This window comes from Pyxidicoccus fallax, assembly GCF_012933655.1.
Classification (GTDB): Bacteria; Myxococcota; Myxococcia; order Myxococcales; family Myxococcaceae; genus Myxococcus; species Myxococcus fallax.
The window spans coordinates 1-23914 of the sequence record NZ_JABBJJ010000083.1; the positions used below are offsets into that span (position 1 = coordinate 1).

20 protein-coding genes are annotated in these 23914 nt (G+C 68.5%); 15 read left to right on the top strand and 5 right to left on the bottom strand.

Annotated features, from left to right (window positions below):
- The 12 genes from HG543_RS19035 to HG543_RS19090 all read left to right on the top strand — a co-directional run.
- A partial coding sequence (locus HG543_RS19035) for a hypothetical protein (RefSeq protein ID WP_169346224.1) occupies positions 1–657 on the top strand: 657 nt, incomplete at its 5' end.
- 50 nt (positions 658–707) lie between these two features.
- Entirely contained in the window at positions 708–1481 is a 774-nt protein-coding gene (locus HG543_RS19040) for a TadE/TadG family type IV pilus assembly protein (protein ID WP_169346225.1), read from the top strand.
- Entirely contained in the window at positions 1478–3091 is a 1614-nt protein-coding gene (locus HG543_RS54530) for a pilus assembly protein TadG-related protein (protein ID WP_211194027.1), read from the top strand. Before HG543_RS19040 ends, HG543_RS54530 begins: the two co-directional genes overlap by 4 nt.
- Before the next feature lie 47 nt (positions 3092–3138).
- Complete coding sequence (locus HG543_RS19050; protein WP_169346226.1) at positions 3139–4116, top strand: hypothetical protein; 978 nt, start codon at positions 3139–3141, stop codon at positions 4114–4116.
- Positions 4107–4775, top strand: a complete 669-nt coding sequence (locus HG543_RS19055; protein ID WP_169346227.1) for a hypothetical protein — start codon at positions 4107–4109, stop codon at positions 4773–4775. The genes HG543_RS19050 and HG543_RS19055 overlap by 10 nt, the downstream gene beginning before the upstream one ends.
- Before the next feature lie 76 nt (positions 4776–4851).
- Positions 4852–5877 (top strand): helix-hairpin-helix domain-containing protein, encoded by a 1026-nt coding sequence (locus tag HG543_RS19060; RefSeq protein WP_169346228.1) that lies wholly within the window; start codon positions 4852–4854, stop codon positions 5875–5877.
- A gap of 108 nt (positions 5878–5985) precedes the next feature.
- Positions 5986–6453, top strand: coding sequence for a hypothetical protein (locus HG543_RS19065; protein ID WP_169346229.1), 468 nt, complete (start codon positions 5986–5988; stop codon positions 6451–6453).
- Between the two features lie 21 nt (positions 6454–6474).
- Positions 6475–7335 (top strand): class I SAM-dependent methyltransferase, encoded by an 861-nt coding sequence (locus HG543_RS19070; protein WP_169346230.1) that lies wholly within the window; start codon positions 6475–6477, stop codon positions 7333–7335.
- Between the two features lie 398 nt (positions 7336–7733).
- On the top strand, positions 7734–10814 hold the full coding sequence (locus HG543_RS19075; RefSeq protein ID WP_343073390.1) for a TonB-dependent receptor domain-containing protein: 3081 nt from the start codon (positions 7734–7736) through the stop codon (positions 10812–10814).
- 26 nt (positions 10815–10840) lie between these two features.
- Positions 10841–11545 carry a hypothetical protein gene (locus tag HG543_RS19080; protein ID WP_169346232.1) on the top strand — a complete coding sequence of 235 codons (705 nt, stop codon included), beginning with the start codon at positions 10841–10843 and terminating at the stop codon, positions 11543–11545.
- A 1720-nt stretch (positions 11546–13265) separates the two neighbouring features.
- Complete coding sequence (locus HG543_RS19085) at positions 13266–17432, top strand: nSTAND1 domain-containing NTPase (protein ID WP_169346233.1); 4167 nt, start codon at positions 13266–13268, stop codon at positions 17430–17432.
- Positions 17433–18203: an energy transducer TonB gene (locus HG543_RS19090; protein ID WP_169346234.1), complete on the top strand. Its 771-nt coding sequence runs from the start codon at positions 17433–17435 to the stop codon at positions 18201–18203. It begins immediately after the preceding gene.
- Here the strand turns inward: HG543_RS19090 and HG543_RS19095 are convergent.
- From HG543_RS19095 to HG543_RS19110, 4 genes are read right to left on the bottom strand one after another with little or no spacing between them, the layout of a single operon-like run.
- Positions 18200–19057, bottom strand: coding sequence for an ATP-grasp domain-containing protein (locus HG543_RS19095; RefSeq protein ID WP_169346235.1), 858 nt, complete (start codon positions 19055–19057; stop codon positions 18200–18202). The genes HG543_RS19090 and HG543_RS19095 overlap by 4 nt on opposite strands.
- Before the next feature lie 9 nt (positions 19058–19066).
- Positions 19067–20038: a DMT family transporter gene (locus HG543_RS19100; RefSeq protein WP_169346236.1), complete on the bottom strand. Its 972-nt coding sequence runs from the start codon at positions 20036–20038 to the stop codon at positions 19067–19069.
- Entirely contained in the window at positions 20011–21030 is a 1020-nt protein-coding gene (queG, locus tag HG543_RS19105; RefSeq protein WP_169346237.1) for a tRNA epoxyqueuosine(34) reductase QueG, read from the bottom strand. The genes HG543_RS19100 and queG overlap by 28 nt, the downstream gene beginning before the upstream one ends.
- A gap of 20 nt (positions 21031–21050) precedes the next feature.
- Positions 21051–21611 (bottom strand): cob(I)yrinic acid a,c-diamide adenosyltransferase, encoded by a 561-nt coding sequence (locus HG543_RS19110; RefSeq protein WP_169346238.1) that lies wholly within the window; start codon positions 21609–21611, stop codon positions 21051–21053.
- A 152-nt stretch (positions 21612–21763) separates the two neighbouring features.
- Between HG543_RS19110 and HG543_RS19115 the strand changes: the two genes are divergently transcribed.
- Both HG543_RS19115 and HG543_RS19120 read left to right on the top strand, forming a co-directional pair.
- Positions 21764–22558 carry a thymidylate synthase gene (locus HG543_RS19115; protein WP_169346239.1) on the top strand — a complete coding sequence of 265 codons (795 nt, stop codon included), beginning with the start codon at positions 21764–21766 and terminating at the stop codon, positions 22556–22558.
- Positions 22555–23034, top strand: coding sequence for a dihydrofolate reductase (locus tag HG543_RS19120; protein WP_169346240.1), 480 nt, complete (start codon positions 22555–22557; stop codon positions 23032–23034). The genes HG543_RS19115 and HG543_RS19120 overlap by 4 nt, the downstream gene beginning before the upstream one ends.
- An 8-nt stretch (positions 23035–23042) precedes the next feature.
- Here the strand turns inward: HG543_RS19120 and HG543_RS19125 are convergent, their stop codons facing one another.
- On the bottom strand, positions 23043–23381 hold the full coding sequence (locus HG543_RS19125; RefSeq protein WP_169346241.1) for a hypothetical protein: 339 nt from the start codon (positions 23379–23381) through the stop codon (positions 23043–23045).
- Between the two features lie 112 nt (positions 23382–23493).
- Between HG543_RS19125 and HG543_RS19130 the strand changes: the two genes are divergently transcribed.
- Positions 23494–23901 carry a hypothetical protein gene (locus HG543_RS19130; protein WP_343073391.1) on the top strand — a complete coding sequence of 136 codons (408 nt, stop codon included), beginning with the start codon at positions 23494–23496 and terminating at the stop codon, positions 23899–23901.
- Positions 23902–23914: the final 13 nt, after the last annotated feature.

Below are 23914 nucleotides of genomic sequence, written 5' to 3' on the forward strand. Positions count from 1 at the left end.
CCCCACCGCCCTCCCTCAGCCGCCATCCTGCTGCTGACCCTGGTGGCGGTCCTGGCCGGAGGCTGCCAGGGCAGCAAGGACCCGAAAGACGGCATCCGGTTCACCTGCGAGTCGAACGGCAAATGCAGCCAGCCGGGCTACGTGTGTGACTCCGACAACATCTGTCGCTCGCTCGACAAGAGCGCCGGCACCCGGAACTCCTACGGCGACCGCTCCGCGCCCCTCGGGCCCTCTGTCTCCTCGGGAGGCGGGGGCCAGGGTGCGCGTGCCGCGACCTCGATGATGGAACCCGAGGATGAGAGCAGCGCCGACCGCTGCGCGAGAAGGTGCTCGGAGCGGCAGTCGGACTGCACCGTCCGCTGCGGAAACGGCACGAGGTGCCGCCAGAGCTGCGTCCGCTCCACGGACGCCTGCTATGCGCAGTGCCAGGACGTCGAGGATGCGTGGGAGACCGCCCGGCGGCGCCGCGCGCCCAAGCACTGCATGGGCGCCGATGGCAGGCCGGCCGCGTGCAGCCAGGCCGAGGAGCAGGAGATGCGCGCGGCGATGAGCCAGGCGTCCAAGATGCTCTGCCGCGACAGGAGGGGCAGGCAGGTCCTCTGCCCGGAGCAGCTCGAGCAGCTCGAGAAGTCCAAGCGGTTCATGCCCAAGGATTGACCTGAGACCAGGGCCCCCCCACCCCATCAACCCGTCGGGAAAGACAAGCCATGACGCGCGAATCCGGACAGGCAGCGGTGGAGACGGCATTGACGCTGCCGCTCGTCCTGTTCGTGCTTCTGGGCAGCCTGCAGCTCTTCCTCCTCTCCCAGGCCCGACTTCTCGCCCAGTACGGGGCGTTCCAGGCAACGCGCGTCGGTTCCCTGAACCACGGCGCGTGCAGGCCGATGACGCACGCGGCGCTCCTCTCGGTGCTGCCCGCGGTGCACTCGTTCCTGGGTGACGCGACGCTCGCCGGAGCGACGCCGGGAGAGCGGCTCGGCAGCGCGTTCGGCCGCTTCCGCGACAATCACTACCGCGGCTACAAGGGCCCGGGCTGGACGGACGCGGGGACGGACAGCGAGGCACTCATCTGGCTCGTCAGGGAGCAGCCGAGGCCCACGCCCGCGGACGTGGTCGCGTTCGACCAGCCCCTGCCGCGCGCCGGGCGCCGGGAGCCGCTGCGGCTCGAGGTGCGGATGATCTTCTGGGCCCCGCTGCGAATCCCCTTGGCGGACTGGGTGTTCTCGCGCATCGCCGCGGCGCGGCTGGGGCTCGAGAGCTACACGGCCCAGAACCCCCTGATGCTCACCCAGCAGGCCAACTGGGAGCGCGAGGCCTCCCAGACGCTCGCGCCCCGGACCGCGGCCGAGCTGAGCCGCCGCATCGGGCTCGGCCACTACATGTTCCCCATCGAGGTCTCCTCCACCATGCGAATGATGACGCCGCCACGTCTGTCCGAGTTCGCCGAGCCCGAGTGTGCCGCGCCGGGGTTCAATCCATGAGGACCCGGGTATGGCCGGCGGCGCGCGGGCAGACGCTCGTGCTGTTCTCGCTGACGCTCCTGCTGCTCGTGGTGATGGTCTGCATGACGCTGTCCATGGGCGCCAAGGTGAAGGAGCGCATGGAGCTGCAGACCCTCGCGGACGCGTCCGCGTACAGCTCCGCGGTGGCCTCCGCGCGCACCTTCAACGCGGTGGCGGTGATGAACCGGGTCCAGGTGGCGCATGCCGTCTCCACGCTGGGGACGCTGAGCCTCATCTCCTGGTCCACGCTGTACTGGAAGCACGCGGACAACGCGGCGACCATCTTCCAGCTGATGGCGGTGCCCTACGCCGTCAACACCGTCATCCAGTGCTTCCCTCCACCCAAGCCCCTGTGCGGCGTGTGCTCGCGCGGGCTCGCGCAGACCGCCGCGCTCGCGGCGGCCGCCACGCTGCACGCCAGACAGACGCGCGACAGGCTCCGGCGGGACGAAGAGCTCTTCGCGGCGGAGACCCTCCCGCGGTGGAACGCCGCGCAACGCATCCACGCGGCGCAAGTGGAACTCCTGCAACGCCTCCGGGAGCGCACGGGCGACGGCGCCAATGGATTCGCGCGGCAATACCTCTCCCGGGCGAACCTCGTCGCCCCGGACGACGTCGCGGTCCAGCGCGCCGGCTCGGACGTCACCGGGCGCGAGCTCTCGGAGGCGGTGCTCGACCATGCGACGGCCCGTCAGGGCAGCGACCCGCATGAAATCGGGCACATCGTGATGGGCAGCCGCGGCCACCCGTTCCTGGTGGACCGGGCCGAGGGCCGCAGGTGGGACCGCCTGCTCTCGTCGGAGAGCATCGGCATGCGCTCACTCGTGCTCGCCGGTGGCGGCCACATCTTCTTCGACTCCTCGGATGGCAAGGGCTACTACGACGGGGCCTTCACGACCTCCCCCTCGGGCCAGCCGTATTCCCCGCGCGCCCACGACGGGGATGGCGGGCGCACGCGGGCCGGCTTCGTCCCGTTCGACTGGCGGATTCGCAACTGGATTCGCTGCTCGTCTCCGGTTCCCGCCTACCCCATCGCCATCGGCATCGGCGCCGTGGGCCGTGACGTCGACCTCAGGGACGCGCGTGTCTCCGCGTTCGAGCACGGCAGCATCGGCCACAACGTGCAGCATGCCTTCCAGACATTCCCCCCCTTCGTGGACTTCAACGGCACCCAGCTCATGGACTCGCAGAACCTCCATGGGCAGCCGAAGATGGTGACGGCGCTGTCGCGCGACCTCGAGACCCGGCGCGACCCGTGGGACCTGGCCTTCACCTTCCGCTTCACGCCCGACACCCCGGGCATCAACCTCGGGCAGGGAAGCCAGGTGGCTGGCGCGCCCCGTCAGGTGGCCGTCGGCTCCGGTATCGTCTACTACCACCGGTACCAGCACTCGACGGAGCCACCCAACATGTTCGCCCCCTACTGGCGGGCCGGACTGGCCCGGTACACCGTTGACCGGCCAGGACCGGGGTTCCCCGAGCGCTTCTCGTTCGACGACCAGACCGACGCCTTCCTGTCGGGCACCGGCGCCCCCGGAGCGCGGGACGCCCTCGAGAGCCTCCGGGCGAACGGGTACACCGGATGGTGACGCGCGCGAGACACAGGAGGGCCGCGAGCGGCCCTCGCGGGCAGTCGATGGTGGAGCTCGTGCTCGGGCTCATGGTGTTCGTCACGGTGCTGATGTTCGGCCTGCACTTCGCCGAGCTGTCGCACCTGTCGCTCAAGGCGCATGAGGCGCTGGCGGCGGCGGCGTGGGACGCCACCGCGTACCGCGTCGAGCGCCCGGGCGTGGACGGCGTGGACGAGTGGGCCTGGTACGACTCGGGCCGCATCGCCGCGCCGGAAGTGACGGACACGACCAACGAGCGCTACGGGGACTGGGACGGCCGCCAGAGCGCGCGGCGCGCCACCGGCCCCCGGCAGCTCTACACCCAGGCGAACCCGCTCACCGCGCAGTGCATCCGCAACACGGACCCGAGCAACGGCTTCCGCGTCTCGGAGACCGCGAACACGCCCCGGTATGGAGAGCCGGGCGCGCTCTCGTGCGTCGCCCAGGGTGGCGTGACCACCATCAACATCCCGGCGCGCTTCCTCGAGGACGCGAACAGCGGGTTCTTCTCCCGAGGGCACCTGGCGCGGAGCAACTTCACGCTCTGCGGCCTGGGCCGGCCGGCCGCGGATGGCACGTGCCGCGGCTCGCTGAACATCCTCCTCGGGGACCATGGGCTCACCTCGGGAGACGGCGAGGAGCAGGAGTGCGCCCTCCTCAGCGACGACATCCCCGGGGTGCGCTGCGCGAATCGGGCGTTCTACAGCCTCGCGCACGAGGCGTGGGACCGCTCCATGGGGTGGACGGGCGCGCCGGAGCGCTGGGCGGACCGGGTCACCGGGAGTTCCCCCGGCGGGCGGGTGACGGGCTTCTACCTGAGCTTCCGGGGCGAGGACTCCGCCTTCGGGGAGACCCAAGAGCGCCTCTGGCAGACGACCCCCATGGACTACAACCTCGCCCAATCCACACGTGGGACCTATCGCATGGCGTTCGACAACGCGAACGGGCGCCGGGCGGGGACGGCGACCCGCTTCGTCTACCTCGGGAGATACACATGCGACTGAGCCGGAGCCTCTTCCTTTCGGCCTCGCTCATGACGCTGCTCGTGGCGGGCCCGTCGGTGGCCGTGAGCCCCTTCATCACGGACATCCCTGGCGCCATCTCGAAGCCGACGATGCCGGAGAAGACCGTCGTGGACGGCGTCACCATCGAGACCTCGACGGTGGTCTCGAGCAAGGACGTCATGACGCTGAAGGCCCACTTCCGCGCGCGCTTCAACCGGAGCGGCCTGTACATGGCCGGGGAAACGGAGGCCATGAAGCTGAAGCTCGGCGAGCATGTGACGGGGCTCGATACGGAGAACCTCATCTCGTACACCGTCCTGCTCCAGCCCTCCGGGAAGGGCGCGACGACGGTCATCGTCAGCTCGGCGAACCTGGGCAAGCGCTCGATGCAGCCGGTGCCCGCGTTCGCGCCCGTCTACCCGGGCAGCGGCTCCGTCACCAGCTCCCAGCTCGAGTGGATGAAGTCGATGACCTACGCGACGACGGCGACCCCCGCGGAGATCCGCGCCTTCTATCGCGAGAAGCTCTCCGCGCTGGGTTACGAGCCGCTTCCGGACGACGAGTTCGTGAGGGGCGCGGAGCGCATCGTGCTCACGGTGGCACCGGGTGTCACCGAGCGCACCGTCCTCCTCGTCCACGAGGTGGGCCCCCCGAAATGACCTTCCGGGTTCGGGTGAAACGGGAAATGTTGGTGTATCAAGCCGGCTCCCCCCGTTGTCCCCCCAGGAGTCCCGGATGCGTCAACTTGGCTCGACCCTTCTCGCCCTGAGCATGCTCGCCGGTTGTGGGAGCGCTGACTTCGAATCTTCCTCCGAGTCCCCCTCCACCGGCAGCCAGCAGGCGGCGCTCACCTCGACGGACGTGGATGTCGCCCCGGAGTGCCAGGGCATCATCACCTTCGTGAATGGCGCCTCGTTCGCGACGCTGGACGCGTACCTGCCCAGCGACGTCGTCACCCGCCTCGTCGCCCAGCGCGCGACGGCGCCGTTCGCGACGCTGGCGCAGGTCTCCGCCGTCCAGGGAATGGGCCCGGCCCGTCTGGAGCAGCTCGAGGGCGGCGCCCGCGCCCAGAGCTACATCGGCCCCAGCTGCGTCGGCATCATGGACTCCATCGCGGTCTCCGCCGATGACGATGCCGCCATCGTCTCGCTGGTGAACAGCGTGAGCTCCACCGAGCTGCACGACATCCTGCCGAGTGCCTGGAATGGCGCCGAGGCGCTCCTCGGCCTGCGCCCGTTCACCTCGGCGCAGGCCATCGCGGACGTGGGCGGCATCGGTGACTCCAGCCTGCGGAGCCTCCGGAACGCGGCCACGCTGAGCCGGCCCTTCGACACGCTCGTCGACGCGGTGCGCGCGCTGCCGAACAATGGGAACTACGGCGTCACGCTGGCCCGCCACTTCGACTGGTGGAACATCGTGACGACCAACGGCACCTACAACCACCAGCTGGTGTGCTTCGGGCTCGAGCCGAACAGCGTTCCGTACTACGCGGAGGTTCGGGACGGGCTCGCCACGCCCCAGGACGTGCGTGACGCGGTCGCGGGCACGGTGGCGGCCGCCAACGCCGACGCCAACGGCGCCATCCCCGCCAGCGTCATCTCCGCCGGCCTGGCGAACCTCCATGCGCTGACCGAGGGGCGCCTGTTCAAGGGGTGCGAGTTCTCGTACTCGAACGACCCCTGGAGCAACAACAGCATCTACATCTTCGTCGACAACAAGAACGGCTTCGGCGTGATTACCGGGAGCTGGTGGGCCGAGTAGTCCCGCAGGCTCGCGCGTAATTGTGAGGGAAGGCGCGGGCCACGTGGCGCCCGCGCCTTCCGCTTCCCGGCGTGACACCCTGGGCGTACGAGAAAGAGCGCGTGGACCATGCCGTACTCGTATGACCTCTTCGTGGCGGCGCTGACCTGTCCCCACTGCGGGGAGACCAGCCCCGCGGACGACTCCACCAACATGCAGACCTACGTGCGGGACAGGGCCCAAGCGAACAGGGAGTTCCTCGCGCCAGGCACTCCCCTGCCGCTCGACTCCCGGCGCATCCTCGCGCGCGACTACGACGGCTACCTGCCCGTCGGAGTTCCCGCGCCGGGGGAGCCCACCCGCATCCTCCATACGTGGGAGTGCCCCTCGTGCGGGTATGGGTTCAACTGGGCGGAGGTGGTGGTCCGCGACGGCGTCATCGAGCGAATCGACGCCGTCCCGTTCGACCGGGAGCACTTCGAGCGGAGTCACCTGCTCTCGATAGAAGCCATGAGCGTCGCGGTGGGGCTGACGGGGAAGCCTCCCAATGAGATTTCCTACCAGGACCTCGTCCAGCTCTTGCGTGAGCTGCTGTAGTTGCAACCTGGATGAGGACAGATGCCCAGGAACGCCAGCCGTACCGCGCAGCTCGCCGCACTCGCCCGTGCGGCGCTTCATCGTGAGAAACACCCGCCGCGTTGCGAGGACCACCTGGCGGAGGCGTTCCTGACGCCGCCGCTCCGGGTGATGCTCCGCCTCGGTTTTCTCTACAAGCCTCTCTTCCGCTCGCGGATGCCCGGCACCTACGAGTTCCTCCTCGCGCGCTCCCTCTTCTTCGACGCGTGCACGCGCGATGAGCTGGACTCCGGCGTCGAGCAGGTGGTGATTCTCGGCGCGGGCCTGGACACTCGGGCCTACCGCTTCCCGCGCGCCACGTTCTTCGAGGTGGATGCGCCCGCCACGTCCTCGCTCAAGCAGGAGCGGGTCCGCGCGCTCTACCGGGAGCCTCCGGCCCATGTCCGCTACGTCCAGGTGGACTTCACCCGGGATGACCTGCGCGCCAGCCTGCTGAAGGCCGGCTTCCGGCGGGTCCGCACCCTGTTCCTCTGGGAAGGCGTCACCTTCTACATCCCGTGGAACGCCATCCGCGACGTGCTGACCATGGTGCGCGAGGAGTCCGCTCCAGGCAGCGCCATCGTCTTCGACCACCTCTGGGAGGACGTCGTCTCCGGGCCCACGCGGCGCTACGGCGCGCAAAAGGGACGCGAGTTCGTCGCCAAGCAGGGCGAGCCGTTCATGTTCGGCTTCCGCCAGGGCGAGGTGGCACCGGCCCTCTCCGCGCTGGGCTTCACGCTGGAGCGGCTGCTCGAGCCCGCCGACCAGCAGGACCTCATCCGCCGGCCGGATGGCTCGGTGATGGGGAGAATCTCAGAGATGTACGGCATGGTCCTCGCGCGCGTCGCGGCGCCCCCGGCCTGACGCAGACGGGACCCTCGGCGAAGGCGTGGCCTCGGTCAGGCCGGGCTGCCGTGAGGGAGCTTCGCGCTGGATGTCTTCGTCTGCGTGAGGCGTGAAGCCAGGCAGCGGGTATGTGTGGACCCCGGACGCTTCGTGCATGTGTTTGTTCGGAAGCCTGGGGTTGATACTTCGTGCGCCTGAGCAATTATTGCCGACACGGAAATCTACCCGTGCATGTCCCTCCGGTGCGTCGGCGTTTCAACCACCCTGTCTGCCATGGGGGTGATGGATACCCTGGCCCGGATAGGGCTATTGGAACCGCCCATCCATGAGCCTTTCCGGCCGGATGACGAAAGGAATGAAAGGCCATGCACGGCTCTCATCAGGCCGTCCGGACCGTCACGGCAAGATGTCTGGCTTTGGCCTTCTGTCTGGCGGGAAGCGTGGCCGTGGCGCAGGGCACCTCGGTGCTGTTCGGCACCATCATCGACGCCACGACGAAACAGCCTGTCCCGGAGGTGGTAGTGACCGCCCGCGCTCCCAGTCTCCAGGGTGAGCGGGTGGCCATCACCGACAGTGCCGGCCGGTACCGCATCCCGCAGTTGCCCTCGGGCGTGTACACGCTGAGCTTCGACAAGGAGGCGTACCAGCCCTTCTCGCGCGCCGACATCACCCTCCGGTTGAGCTACTCGGTGCGCGTGAATGTGGAGCTGCTCCCCGAGTCGGCCTTGAGCGAGGAGATCCTCGTGGTGGGGGAGGCCCCCACCATCGACGTGGGCTCCACCACCACCGGGTTTAACATCAACGAGAAGTTCATTCGCGACATCGTCGTCTTCCCACCACGTGGCAGGAACGCGGCGGTGCGCTCCTTCGATTCACTGGCGGCGCTGGCGCCCGGTGCGGTCCAGGATGCCTTCGGAACCTCTCTCAGTGGCGGCACGTCCCCCGAGAGCCAGTACATCATCGATGGCATCCCCGTGAACGACCCCGCCTCTGGCGTCAACGGAACCCCGCTGAGCGTCGAATTCATCCAGGAGGTGAATGTCCTCACCGGCGGCTACCTGCCCGAGTTCGGCCGCACCACGGGAGGCGTGGTCAACGTGGTGACGAAGTCCGGCTCCAACGAATTCCACGGCTCGGTCTTTGGCTACTTCGCACCAGGAGCGCTCGCCACCAGCGGCAGGGAAATCCGCCAGGAGGTGGGTGCCATCTCCGGCCAGACTTCCCTGTGGAACCTGGGAGACCTTGGCGTCGAGCTGGGGGGCCCCATCCTGAAGGACAAGCTCTGGTTCTACGTTGGCATCGCGCCCTCGTTCATCCGGTATCAGCTCGAGCGCAACCTCAACGTGACGGTGCTCGACGAGAACGGCGAGCCGGTGGTGGACGAGGACGGCTTCACGCGGACACAGCGCATCGAGGGGACGCGGCAGCGCTTCTTCGCGGATCAGCGCAGCCTCCAGTACCTTGGCAAGCTGACGTACCAGGCGAGCCAGGACCACAGCGTGGTGCTGTCGGTGCTGGGCACTCCCGGCTCCTCGGGCGGCCCGGGGCGCTTCTCCTTCCGCGAGGCAAACGGGGCTCCGGAAGTGGGAATCATCCAGGGGACTCCCGAGGCCCTGAGCACCCAGCGCATCCGGGACGGCCTGGACCTGGGGCTCAAGACGTCCTCCTCGTTCTTCGACAAACGCCTGCTCCTGGACGCGACACTGGGATGGCACTACCAGGGCAGCGCCTTGCGTGCCTCGGATGGCACTCGGGCGGGCAGCAGACAGGGTCTGTCAGACATCCCCCAGGTCTTCTGGCTGCGGAGGACTCCCTCCGAGCACTCGCTCCTTGATTTCGAGGCGCTGCCAGACCCTTCCGTTTGTGGCGCCACTCCGGAAGAGGCGGCGGTGCGCTGCCCGTCCTACGGATACGTCACCGGCGGCCCGGGCGGGCTGGAGGAACGGACGCTGGACCGGTACCAGGGCAGGCTCGTCGGCACGCTGCTGGTGGGGGCCGCGGGGCAGCACGTGCTCAAGGCGGGCCTGGATGCCGAGTGGACGCGCTTCGACCACCTCCGGGCAGTGAGCGGCGGCAGCCTGATATCTGAATCCGCGGAAGGAGACTATTTCGAGGACCTCTACCAGATTGGATACCTGCTCGGCCCCGACCAGGCGGTCCTCCTGGACGCCTATCGAGGCCTCTCCAGGTCCAGTTCCCTCGGCGCCTTCGTGCAGGACAGCTGGAGCATGGGCGGCCTTGTCACCGTCAACCTGGGGCTGCGCTACGACATCCAGCGGCTGCGGGGAGGGGAGCAGCTCTCGATGGTGCTCGCTGACCAGTGGTCCCCCCGGCTGGGCCTCATCGTCGACCCTACCCGCTCCGGTCGAGCCCGGCTCTTCGCCAGCTACGCGCGCTATTTCGAGAACATTCCGCTGGACTTCGTCGACCGCGCCTTCCAGGACGCGCCGCGGGTCCTCTCGCGCAAGAGCGCGGAGATATGCCGGCCGCTGGACCCGGAGCAACGGGAGGCGTGCTCCACGGACCGTGCCCGGCTGCCCTACCTGCAGCAGGATCCACCCCTGGACCCCAGCCGCTTCTGGCTGGCACAGGGGACGAGCAGAAGCGTCGTGGATCCTGACATCCAACCTCAATCCACAGATGAGTGGCTCGTCGGGGGGGAATACGAGTTCTTCGCCCACATTCGCGTCAGCCTCTCCTACCTGCGGCGTTCCCTTAACAGGGTCGTTGAGGACATCAGCCGGGATGCGAGGACGTTCTTCATTGGCAACCCGGGATATGGCCTGGGGCGGGAGCTTGGGAAAGCGACGCGGACCTACGACGCGGGAACCGTCCTCCTCCAGCGGAGCTTCGCGGAGCAGTGGCTGCTCCAGGCGAGCTATACGCTCTCCCATCTGCGCGGCAACTATGAGGGACTGACCCGCACCGAGACCGGAGAGCTGAGTCCGAACATCACCACCGAGTTCGACCTGCCCTCGCTGGCCGTCAACCGCGAGGGTCCGCTTCCGGCAGACCGTACGCACCAGATTCGGGCGTTCGCCGCACGGGAGTTCATGCTTGGACCAGACCTGGGCATCCAGCTCGGGCTCACGTACTTCGGCAGTTCGGGGGCGCCCTATAGCTATCTCGGGGCGGACGAAACGTACGAGCGGTTCCAGGTCTTCATCCTCCCACGCGGTTCCGCCGGGCGCCTGCCCTGGTCCCACCGGATCGATACCCGCCTGGCCGTCACCTACAAGCTGACGAAGACCCTGACCGCCTCGGGCGGCGTGGACGTGTTCAACCTCTTCAACTTCCAGGCTGCCACCTTCTACGACGAGGAGTACACGTTCTCGGCGGTTCGCCCTCTCCCGGATGGGACGCGGGAGGAGCTACCGGAGCTGCGTGGCCTGGATGGCGAGCCGCTTGCTCCAGGAGATATCAACAAGAACTTCGGCAAGCCCGTCGCCTATCAGCAGCCACGCTCCATTCGGCTCAGCGCCCGGCTGTACTTCTAGCGTGCCGTGGATGACAGGAGACTCGCATGGCCTGGCACCTCCCGAGGTTGACGCTGGTTGCCGCCCTCGTCGCGTCCTGTGACACGTCGCAGCCCGCCATGGGCTGCCCGGTCCAGGGCGTCGTTTGGGTGGCGACCTACAAGCCCGTGGGCACGAACACCTGCCCCGAGTTCCCGGGGGAGCAGCTCGGCATCCAGAAGTACCCCAACCCCTCGGGAGAGCAGCTCCTGGCCATCAAGCCGCAGACGCTCAATGACATGGACCCCATGGATGAGCTGGACCCCGAACACCCACCGTACGCGCTGGGCGTGCTGCCGCAGGAGGCAGATGCCGACGGCTTCTGTACGGTCCCCGTCCTCTCGGTCGCGGAGAAGCATGTGCCGGCGGACCCGGAGCAGCTGCGTCCCGCCGATGCCACCTATCGTTGGAGCAACGTCCGGCTCGTCGCGCTGCCGGAGGTGCCGGGAACACAGTTGATAGCGGACCTGGAGTACACGGCGGACGGATGCACCGCCCGGTACGAGGTCTGGGCGATGTCGCCCGGGGACCTCGACTGCGCCAATGAGGCCTCACCCGAGGAGCCAGACGACAGCATCTGCCAGCAGTTCGCGAGCCTCTCTGGCGGCCTCGCCATCACCTGCGATCCTCACTTGCTGCTCTGCGTCCCGGCGCAGCGCCCGCCGTCCCTGCAGGGTGCTTCCGTCCTACAGCAACCGTCGACTCAACCGTAGTCCCAGGATGCGCTTCGGAAGCCGCGAACTCACATGTACCCATGCATGAGTCTCTCTTGGAGAGAGAAGCAGCCCGTTCACGATTCCAGGACGAGACATCCAAGGGGGGAGCAATGCGTGGCATACGGCAAGTCAGGGGAGTGGCTCTCTACTCCTGGGGGAGCTCATGAGCCTCTCGGAACTCTTCCAACAATTCATCGCGTGGGTAAGGAATCCAAGGTGGCCTCCCGGGCAGGGCGGCGGGCGCCCACCGCCGCCGCCGAAGCCGAGGCCGCAGAATTAAGTCCCAGGATGCGCTCTGGCCCTGTCCAAGACAGGGCCAGCACGTCGATTGCCATGTGCCCACAGCGGATGAGCAGGCCATGGTGCAGCGCAGATTCCGTCCCTCCCCTGGGGGCCGCGAGATGCGCCAACGCATGAGTCCCTCTCCTGGAAGGAGAAGCGGCCCATGCACAATCTCAAAACAAGAACCAACAGGAGGGGAGCAATGCAGGGCATACGGGAAGACGGGGGCACGGAGCATTTACTCATGGGCGGACTCATGAGCCTCTCGGCACTCTATCTTTGGAACAGGTGGATGACGCGACGTCCGGCCGTCCTTTCCAAGGAACCAGAGCCGAGAAGCGAATCATCGAAGCCACCATCGGAGAGCATGGAGTCGCAGCCCTCCTCGGCTTCCACGGCGTTCCTTCGGAATGCCACTTCTGGTGATGTCGAGCAGCCGGGGTGGCCTCCGAGGGGCCCCCCGCCTCCGCCGTGGCCCAAAGTCATATTGCTGGCATTGGGGGCAATGGTCATGGTGACAACGGCTGAAGATCTTGCCCGAGCACCGGAGATTCGGGATGTGCCCCTGACGGAGATGTAACCGAGGGCCTATCGCCTGGCGGGGGCACGAGCCCTACTCCAACGCCGGCTTCACGGCCCCGGCCTTGAACCCCGGCCTGAAGCCATGTCGGGTATCCATGGAAGCGGCGGCGCTCAACCGCGAGATCACACCTGCCAACGCATGAGTCCCTCTCGTGGAAGCAGAAGCGGTTCATGCACATGCTCAGGACAAGAGCACGCAAGGGGGGAAGCGATGCGAGGCATACGGGACGACAGGGGAGTGGAGCCTTTGCTCATGGAGGGACTCATGAGCAGGTCGCATCCATCCTCGATTTCCACGATTCTTCTCCAGGAAACTTCTGGGGAAGGCGAGAAAACGAAGGAGGAGACTTCTGGGGAAGGCGAGAAAACGAATGGGGAGACTTCTGGGGATGAAAGGAAGTCGAAGTGGCCTCCCGGGGGGGGCGGCGGGAAACCGCATCCGACGCCGAAGCCGTAGCATCAAGTGATACTACTGGCATTGGGGCAGTGACTGCGGATCTCGCCTACATATTCTCCAAGGGAGAAAGCAATGCAGGGCATACGGCAGGTCAGGGGAGTGGCTCTCTACTCCTGGGGGAACTCATGAGACTCTTGAACGTCTTCCTCAGACTCCTGAAGGCGATGGGAATCAAGTGGCCTCCCGGGGGTGGCGGCCGGCAACCGTAGTCGAGGCCGAGGCAGCAGGATCAGGCGAAATGACTGGCATTGGGGCAATGACCGCGGAGCTCGCCTGCACATTGGAGATTCGCGGTGTGCCCCTGGAGAGAGCTGCCAACAGGGTTGGAGCAGTGTCCGCCTCGGAGGGCTGGGGGCGAGCGCTTCCTGGAGGAAGCGAGCGCGATGAGGGGGAGGGATGTTCGATGTATTTCTTTCCCATAACGGTCAGGACAAGGCGTCCGTCGAGGTACTGGCCGAACGTCTGAGAGCCGAGGCCGGGCTGCAGCCCTTCCTGGACAAGTGGCATCTGGTCCCAGGAACAAGGTGGCAGTCCCGCCTGGAGGAGGTGCTGGAGCAGAGCCAGGCGGTGGCTGTCTTCTTCGGGCCCTCGGGTGTCGCGCCCTGGCACGACGAGGAGGTGCGTATCGCGCTCGCGAACGCGGTGCGGACGCGTGACGAGTACCGCGTCATCCCCGTGCTCCTCCCGGGTGCGAGACCCGGAGACGTCACGGGCTTCCTGGCCCAGCGCACCTGGGTGGACTTCCGGGCAGGGCTGGATGATGCCGCCGCCTTCAAGCGATTGGTGGCGGGCATCAAGGGCCAGGCTCCCGAAGATGACACCTTCCATCTCCCGAACGAGCCAGCCCCCTATCGGGGCCTGCTGCCCTTCGGCAAGCGACACGCCCGGTTCTTCTTCGGTCGTGAAGCCGAGATCGAGACGGTGCTGGCCAGGCTGAAGCACTCCCCTTTCGTCGCGGTGGTGGGCGCCTCGGGGGTGGGCAAGTCCTCGCTGGTGCTCGCCGGTGTCCTGCCGCGACTCGAGGCCTCCGGCATGGGGGCGGACGACGCGCCGCTCCGCGCCCGGCTCATGACCCCGGGAAGCCGCCCCCTCCGGGCACTCGCGGACCAGCTCGCGACGCTGGGACCTCCCGGGGACCGCCTGGCCACCGCGGAAGCGCTTCACCCGCGACTCGTCTCCGAGGGCAATGCCTTCAGGACGGCGCTGTCGACCCTGACCGCCGACCAGCCGGGCCCCTTCCTCCTCGTGGTGGATCAGCTCGAGGAGCTCTTCACCCATTCGCAGGACGGCAGCCTCTCGCCGTCCGCGACGTCCTTCCTCGCCAACCTGCGGGATGCCGTCGAGCACGGAAGAGGCGCCATCCGGGTCATCGTCACCCTGCGCGCGGACTTCTTCGAGCGCTGTCTGCGCATTCCCACGCTGCGGGCGCTCCTGCAGGACCACGAGGTATTGCTGGGGAGCATGGACCCGGAGGCGCTCCGGGATGCCATCATCCGGCCCGCCCAGGCCGTGGGGGCCTTCCTGGAGAAGGGGCTGGTGAGCGCCATCCTGAAGGACGTGTCCCATGAGCCCGGCTCACTGCCCCTGCTCGAGCACGCCCTCTACGAGCTGTGGCGGGCCCGCAGCGGCGCCTGGCTGACCCTGTCCGCCTACGAGGCGAGCGGCGGCGTGGCGGGAGCGCTCCAGTGGCGCGCGCAGGCTTGCTACGAGGCGCTGAGCGCCACGGAGCAGGAGCTCGCGAAGCGGCTCTTCCTGCGGCTGACGACGTTGGGCGAGGGCACTCCGGACACGCGGAGGCGCATCCTGTACAGCGAGCTGAGATTCCCCGGCGTGGACGCCGCCCAGGTCGAGCACGTCCTCCAGGCGCTGTCGGGACCGGAGGCCCGGCTCCTCGTCGTCCGGGAGGATTCCGTGGAGGTGGCACACGAGGTCCTCATCCAGACGTGGTCCACCCTGCGCGGGTGGCTGGACGAGAATCGCCGGGTGCTGGGCATCCACCGCCGGCTGACGGAGGCCACCAACGAGTGGGCGGAGCACCAGCGGGACGCCAGCTACCTGTACACCGGCTCCCGCCTCCTGGAGGCCGAGGAGTGCTTCTCGGGAAGCCCCGGCCCCCTGAATGACCGGGAGCACGACTTCCTGGCCGCGAGCGTGGAGCTCCGGGACGAGGAGAAGCGCGCGGAGGAGCGCCACCGTCAGGCGGAGCTCGAGCACACGCAGCAGCTTGCCCGGGTGGCCGAGCAGGGACGGCGAGCCGAGGCGGAGCGGGCCCGGGTGGCCCGGAGGGCGACCCAGCGGCTGCGCGTGCTGGCCCTGGTGCTGATGGTGGGCACGGGCGCCATCTTCTCCTTCTGGCGGCAGGCCCGGCAGGAGCGGGACGTGGCCCTCTCGCGTGAGCTGACGGCCAATGCCCTGTTGGGACTCAAGGAAGACCCGCAGCGCAGCCTCCTCCTCATCCAGCAGGCGCACCGCATCGCCCCGACCGAGCACGTGGAGCGGGCGCTGTCCGCCTGGCAGCTCGAGCCAGCCCTGCTGGTCCTGCGAGACACCACCAGCCTCATCAGCCGGGCGGAGTTCCACCCCGACGGCACGCGCGTCATCGCGACCAATAGCGATGGGCGGGTGCGCATCTGGGACGCGGCCTCCGGCAGGACCCGTGTCACCTTGAGCGGACACACCGGCGCGGTGAGGAGCGCCCGGTTCAACCCCGAGGGCACACGCGCCCTGACCGCCAGCAAGGACGGGACGGCACGCATCTGGGACGTGGCGTCCGGCGAGCTCCTCGCCACCCTCTCGGGGCACACCGATGCGGTCTGGGATGCCCGGTTCAGCCCCGACGGTTCGCGCATCGTCACCGCGAGCCGTGACGGCACGGTGCGCACCTGGGATGCGGCCTCCGGCAGGCCCCTGCTCATCCTCACGAGACGTCACGAGGAGGCGGCGTTCGCCATGTTCAGCCCGGACAGCACGCGCGTCATCACCGCCAGCAGTGATGGCGCGGTGCGCATCCGTGATGCGCAATCCGGCAGGCTCCTCGTCACCCTCTCGGGACACCGCGGGGTCGTGAGGGAAGCCCGGTTCAACCCCAAGGCCACGCACATCGTCACCGCCGGCCAGGATGGCACGGCGCGCCTCTGGAACGCGGCCTCCGGCAGACTCCTCGCCATCCTCTCCGGGCACGGCGATGAGCTGCAGGGCGCCAGCTTCAGCAGCGACGGCACACGCATCGTCACCGCCAGCATGGACGGCACGGCACGCATCTGGAACGCGCACTCCGGTGAGCACCTCGTCACCCTCGTGGGGCACACCGGTCCCGTGGCGGCGGCGGCCTTCCGCCCCGATGGCGCGCGCGTCGTCACGGCCAGCGCGGATGGCACGGCACGCATCTGGGATGTGGCTTCCGGACAGCTGCTCTCCACCCTCTCGGGGCACACCGATGCGGTCTGGGATGCCCGGTTCAGCCCGGATGGCAGATACATCGTGACCTCCAGCCTGGACGGCACGGCACGCCTCTGGAGTGCCTCTGGGAAGATCTCCACCACCCTGCCTGGCACGGTGGTGGAGTTCAGCCCCGACAGGGCGCACGTCGCCACCGCCAGTGACGATGGCCCGGCCCGCCTCTGGGATGCTGCCTCGGGCAGGCCCCTCGTCACCTTCTCGGGGCAGGCCGGCCCCGTGTTGAGCGTGAACTTCAATCCCGATGGGACGCGAGTCGTCACCACGGGCCAGGATGGCACGGCGCGCATCTGGGACGCCGCTTCGGGCAGGCCCCTCGTCACCCTCTCGGGGCACACCGATGCGGTCTGGGATGCCCGGTTCAGCCGCGACGGTGCGCGCATCGTCACCGCCAGCATGGATGGCACGGCGCGTGTCTGGAACGCGGCCACCGGCAAACTCCTCGTCACCCTCTCGGGATACTCCGGAGAGGTGTGGGGTGCCCGGTTCAGCGACGATGGAGCGCGCATCGTCACCGCCCATATGGACGACACGGCGCGCGTCTGGGACGCGACCACCGGCAGGCTCCTCGTCACCCTGTCGGGGCATACCGGTCTGGTGTCGAGTGCGAGCTTCAGCCCCGATGGCAGGCGCGTTGTCACCGCCAGCATGGATGGCACGGCGCGCATCTGGGACGCGGCCACCGGCAGACGCCTCGTGACCCTCTCGGGGTACACCACCGGCCCGGTGTATGAGGCCAGGTTCAGTGCTGACGGTACGCGCGTCGTCACCACCTACCAGGATGACACCCCCTGCCTCTGGGATGCGGCCTCCGGTCAGCTCCTCGCCAGGCCCTTCGGCGAGGTCAGCCTGCTCCGGGGGGCCATGCTCAACCCCGACGGCTCACGCCTCTTCACGGAGAAGGAGAACGGCACGATTCGCATCTGGACACACCGGCTGTGGGAACCGCTCGAGGTCCAGCTCTCGAACTGGAGCGCCGGAAGGGAGCTGACCTGCGAGGAGCACGCGCTCTACCTGCACGCGCGGCGCGACTGCCCCAACCGTGGAAGTACGAGCGAGGAGCCCTTCAGGGAATCGAAGACGCTCACCGCCTCGAAGGGGGGATAGATGTTCGACTCCGTCCTTGGCCGTGGGCAGGGCCCCAAGTCCCGCCTCTTCCTTGGCGTCGTGCTCTCGGTCGTCCTGCACATCAGCGTGTTCGTCCTCGTGGTCTCGCTTCCCCCGCGTTCTGCTCAGGAGAAGAGAGAGGAGGACGAGGTGGTTGTGACGTTCATGCAAGCCGCGGCGCCACCGCTGGCCGGCATGCCATCCCTGTCTCTCCCCCCAGCGCACAAGAAGTCCGCCGCCCGGCGGCCCGTGAAGAAGAGGCCGGACGTCAGCGTCCGGCCAAGAGTGCGTCCCCACGAGAAACCACCCGAGGTGGAGCCCGAGCCGAGCGCCGAGGAGGAGGATGGCGATGTGGAGGAGGACGAAGGCGGGCTGGAAGGTGACGTGCCCGGTGATGTGATTGGCGGCGTGGTGGGTGGAGCAGTGGGTGGAGTCATCGGCGGTGTCCCGGGTGGACAGGTGGGCGGTACGGGAGTGGAGGTCCTGCCGTTCGGCGCGGGAATGACTCGCCCGAGGAAGCTCTCGGGACCGAAGCCTCAGTACACCCGTGAAGCGCTCCAGGCCCGCGTCCAGGGCCTGATGATCATCAAGTGCGTCATCACCACCCGGGGCACCGTCGAACGGTGCCGCATCATCAAGTCCCTGCCGCACATGGAGCAGGCGGTGCTGGAGGCACTCCATGCGCAGCGCTACCAACCGGTGACGTTCCAGGGCCGTCCCGTCCCGGTCGACTACACCTTCAACATCCGACTGGTCCTTCCCTCGCGCTAGTAAGAGCGCGGGACGGCGCGCGCCCGCTCCATCTCCAGGATGTTCCGCCACAGCGCGAACGGAGACACGCCCGCGTAGCCGCTCTCCTGCCCGTCATTGCACTCGATGACAATCCAACGGCCGGAGACCTCCTGCGCCAGGTCCACCACGAGAAACGGCACCGCCAGCCGGCGTGCCACCTCGCGCCCCAGCCCGAGCGCCTCGCGCTGCTCCGCCTCCGTCATCGTGTACGGCGAGCCCTGCCACCAGTAGGGCCCCCACCCCACCAGCTCGCCCCGCCACCAGAAGGTACGGAACTCGAAGGAGCTGGGGATGCGGTCCGGTGCCCCCTCCTCCACCCGCCGCAGGGGCCGCAGTTCCCGGCATACCACCCGCTGCCAGTGCAGGATGGGGTCCTTCGCGTAGACCTCCATCGCCTGGCGGAACTGCTCCGGCCCCTCGATGATGGACAGCGACTTCTTGTGCCGGCTCGTCTGCCGCTCGCCCTTCATGAACACGGGCCAGCCCAGTTGCCGCTCCACCGTCTCCGCATCGGGCCGCTCGTCGAACCAGACGCTGCGCGGCGTCAGGTCCGTGAGCCGCGGGTACCAGTGCGGCAGCTCCGTGGCCAGCAGGTGCTGCTCGGGCGAGTGCACCAGCCGCACGCCCTGCCCTTCCAGCTCGCGATACCGCTCCGCGTAGTCATTCCACGCGCCCGCGCGGGCAATGACCTCCAGGGACTCTGGCAACTGGTACGGATGGCGGCACGCGAAGAAGCGGTCGAAGGCGAAGTCGTAGATGCCCTGCCCCGTCGGCGCGGTCAGCAACCACAGCCGGTCTTCCACGTGCAGCAGGTCCTCGCCCGGACGAAGCATCCGGCGAGTCTACGCCGCCTGCCGTCCCGATTCCCCCGGCAGCGGGGACGCGGGCGGAGGCCGCACGTGCGCCATCTGCGTCAACCTCACGCCCAGCAGCACGAGCACGCCGCCCACGGCAATCGCCCAGTGCAGCTCCTCGTCCAGCAGCGCCCACGCCGCCAGCGCCGTGGCCGCGGGCTGGAGGTTGGAGAAGATGGCCACCTTCGACGCCGGCACCTTCGACAGCGCGTAGTACCAGATGAGGTACGCCACCACCGACGTCAGCAGCCCCAGGTACACGATGGAGCCCTTCGCCGCGGTGCTCGCCGCCAGCACCTGCTCGGGCTTCGCCATGAACGGCGCCATGGGCAGCATCAGCACCGTGGACGCCACCATGCTCCACGCCGTCGCGCGCACCGGGCCATGCGCCGCCACGAAGGGCTTGCCCTCCGTCGTGTACACCACCCACGCCGCCACCGCCCCGAGGATGAGCAGGTCTCCCATCAGCGAGCCGCTCGCATCCGCCAGCCCACGCCCCAAGAGCAGCACCACCACGCCCGCGAACGCCGTGACGATGCCCGCCACCGCCCGCAGCGACGCCCGCTCCTGCCCGCGCCCCAGGCTCAACAGGTACACACCCAGCGGCGTCAGCGCGTACAGCAGCGCCGCGTGCGCCGCCGTGGACTTCGACAGCCCGTAGAAGAAGAACCCCTGGTTCACCGGCCCCGCCAGGAGCCCCAGGATGAACACGCGCCGCCACTCCTCGCGCGGCGGCACCTTGGGACCCGGAGACAGCCACAGCAGCAGCACGAACACCGAGCCGCTCAGCAGGAACCGCCACATCACCACCGTCAGCGGCGGCAGCTCCATCATCGCGCGCTTGCCCGTGAGGTACGTCCCGGCGCTGATGAGGACCTGGACGCACATCAGCGCGTACACCAGGGTCAGCGGAGAGGCGGCGGTGGAGGAGGTCAGGGTTCGAGCTGGCTGAGCGCCCATTGCGCAGCGGTACGTACCAATTCACTCGAATCGCCGCAGAGCTTTTCGAGCAACTTCCGCGCGTCCGCCCGCTTCGACACGCCAAGTGCATACACGGCATTGCGGCGCAGCCCGTCGTAGCGCGCGCGTGCCAACGCTGTACCGGGCACCAGGTGCTCGTACTGTTCCGGTGTCAGCCCCGCCAGCTCCAGCGTGCCCAGTTCCGCCACCGCTCTCGGCGCGAAGCGCGGATTCTCCGCAAACACGGGATGACGGTTGAGCGGACACACCTGCTGGCAGATGTCGCAGCCGAAGATGAGGTTGTCGAACTTGAGGCGGAACGCCTCGGGGACCTGGTGCTCGCGGTTCTCAATCGTCTGGTAGGAGAGACACGCCCGCGCGTCCACACGGCCGTTGCCCACCAGCGCGCCCGTGGGACACGACATGAGACACCGGCGGCACGAGCCGCAGCGGTTCTCCGCCGGGCCGTTGCCGTACGCGTCCACCTCCGCGTCCAGCACGAGCGTGGCCAGCAGCACCCACGAGCCATACGGCTCGGTGATGAAGCAGCCATTCTTCCCCACGTAGCCCAGCCCCGCGCGCGCCGCCCACACCTTCTCCATCAGCGGGCCACTGTCCACGCTGCCGTAGGTGCCCACCCCGGGGAACGTGGACGTCACGGCCTTGCGGAAGGCCTTCATCCGGTCGCGCAGCGTGGAGTGGTAGTCGCGCCCGCGCGCATACCGGGCGATGGGCGAGTCCACCGACTCCGCGTCGTCCCGCCAGTAGTTGTTCGCGAAGGCGATGACCGTCTTCGCGCCGGGCAGGAGCCGGTCAACGTCCAGGCGCTCGGCCGCCCGCTCTCCCATCCAGTCCATGTCCGCCGCGAAGCCGGCCTCCAGCCACTCCATGAGGAAGGCGGGAGGAATGGGCTCCGCGCGCGCGAAGCCCACCAGGTCGAAGCCGACCAGACTGGCGAGCTCACGGAGCTGGGAGGTGGGCAACACAGCCATTCGAGTCTTCTACGCCGCGACTACTTCGTGGGCTTCTCCGGTATCCACTTCACGTCCTGCACGCCCGCCCGGTGGTTGGCCAGCCTCGCCATGACAAAGAGCAGGTCGGACAGCCGGTTCAGGTAGACCACCACGGCCTGCGGAATCATCCCCTCGCGCAACAGCGGCACGGTGCGGCGCTCCGCGCGGCGGCACACGGTGCGCGCCAGGTGCAGCGCCGCGGCGGCCTGCGTGCCCCCGGGCAGGACGAAGTGGGTCATCTTCGGCAGCTCGGCCTCGAAGCTGTCGATGTTGCGCTCCATGTCCTCCGCCCACTCCGCCTTCAGCTCGGGGATGTGCGAGGACGCCTTCGTGCCCGCCGGCGTGGCCAGCACCGCGCCCAGCGTGAAGAGCTGGTCCTGCAGCCGCTGTAAGAGCGCGTCCATGTCCGTCGGCATCGGGAAGCCCCGCGCCAGGCCGAGGGTCGCATTCAGCTCGTCCACCTCGCCGTACGCGTCCACGCGCGCGTCGTCCTTCGCGACGCGCCCTCCGCCGAACAGGCCCGTTTCCCCGGCGTCTCCGGTCTTCGTGTAGATCTTCATGGTCGACGGGCTTCTAACGGCCCGCCATGCATGGCGTCTACGAGAAGGCGCGCCGCTGCTACAGACCTGTGCGGAGCTGAATCAAGTTCGCCTTGGACAAAGGCGCGCACTCGATACTTGTGTCCGTGCGGGGGGCCGCTAATAGATGGCCCATGCAGCCCTATCTCTCCCTGCTCGACCACGTCCTCCACCATGGGACGAAGAAGGGCGACCGTACCGGCACGGGCACGCTCAGCGTCTTCGGCCACCAACTGCGCTTCGACCTCACGCAGGGCTTCCCGCTCGTCACGACGAAGAAGCTGCACGTGAAGTCCATCCTCCACGAGCTGCTGTGGATGCTCGCGGGGGACACCAACGTGCACTCGCTCCAGAAGCACAACGTCACCATCTGGGACGAGTGGGCCAACGCGGACGGCAGCCTCGGCCCCGTCTACGGCCACCAGTGGCGCTCGTGGACGGCGCCCAACGGCGAACACATCGACCAGATGAAGCTGCTGGTCGAGGGGCTGAAGAAGAACCCCGACTCGCGCCGGCACATCGTCAGCGCGTGGAACGTGGCGGACCTTCCCCACATGAAGCTGCCGCCCTGCCACGTGCTCTTCCAGTTCTACGTGGCCAACGGCCGCCTGTCCTGCCAGCTCTACCAGCGCAGCGCGGACATCTTCCTCGGGCTGCCGTTCAACATCGCCTCGTACTCGCTGCTGACGATGATGGTGGCGCAGGTGACGGGCCTGACGGCGCACGAGTTCATCCACACCGTGGGCGACGCGCACCTGTACCTCAATCACGTGGAGCAGGCGAAGGAGCAGCTGTCGCGCTCGCCCCGGCCGCTGCCGCGCATGCGCATCAACCCCGACGTGAAGGACCTCTTCGCCTTCCGCTACGAGGACTTCACGCTCGAGGACTACGACCCGCACCCGGCCATCAAGGCCCCCGTGGCCGTATGAGACTGTCGGCCATCGTCGCCGCCGCCTCCAACCGCGTCATCGGCGCCGGCAACCAGCTGCCGTGGCGCCTGTCCGCGGACCTCGCCCGCTTCAAGCGGCTCACCATGGGCCACACCCTGGTCATGGGCCGCAAGACGTACGAGTCCATCGGCCGCCCGCTGCCGGGACGTCACTTCGTCGTCATCACCCGCCAGCGGGACTTCGCGCCCGCGGGCGTGCAGGTGGCGCACTCGGTGGACGAGGCGCTCGCCCTGGCGAAAGCGCGCGGTGACGACGAAGTGTTCATCGCCGGTGGCGCGGACGTGTACGCGCAGACGATGGACCGCTGGACCCGGCTCTACCTCACCCGCATCGACCGCGACTTCCCCGGCGACGCGTTCTTCCCCGAGGTGGACCTGTCCGGGTGGCGCCTCATCGAGGAGGAGCGACACCCCGAGGCCGAGCTGCCCTTCGCCTTCCTCACCTACGAGCGCTGAAGCCCGCGTCACTTGTAGAGACGGAAGAAGCGGAACGCCTTCGGCCACTCGCGCCGGGGCCGGAAGGCGATGGCGACTTCCTGGCCGCCGAGCGAGGACTCCGTGAGCACCACGTGGTCCTCGCACGCGCGGCCCTGCTCGAACTCCGCGTCCGACACCCGGCACACCGCCTTGTAGAAGGGGCCGGAGAGCCACTCGGCCACCTCGGGCGTGTGCTGGAACCTCAGGTACGCCGCGAGCGACGCGTGCGCCGCCGCCAGCACCGCGTGGCCCGTGGGCACCGAGTCGCGGATGAGGATGTACATCTTCAGCGGCGCGGCGGGCTTCGGTGCGGCTTCCTGGTCCATGGGGAGAGACCGACGCCCCAGCGCCCCGACACTGACGTCCCTCGAAGCCTCCGGGCCCAGGGACCTGCCATCCGGCCAGGGGCCTCGACTGTCGTCAGGTGGCACACCCGGTGTGAGTGCCCACCTCCACGCCATGCAGACCGTCATCACTGCCCCGCCCACCGAGGGTTCCTGGCGCACCGCGCTCCTGGCGGGTGCCGCCGCGCTCACCGCGTCCAACCTGGCGGCGCTGACCCTGAGCATGCGACTGGCGCCCCTGCTGCGCCTCGGACGCACCTCCCGCCCTCGCGCCCTCCCCGCGTTCGCCACGGGTGCCACCGTCACCGGCGCCACCGCCATGGGGGCCCTGGCCATCGGCGCCGTCGCTGTGGGAGCACTCAGCGTGGGGGCCCTGGCCATCGGCGCCCTGGCCGTGGGCCGGCTCCACGGTGGGGACTGGTCGGTGGACCGCCTGCGCATCCGCTCGCTCGTGGTGGAGCGGTGGAGCGGCCCGGACACCCCCATTCCGGCCGCTACTTGAACGGCGGAATTTT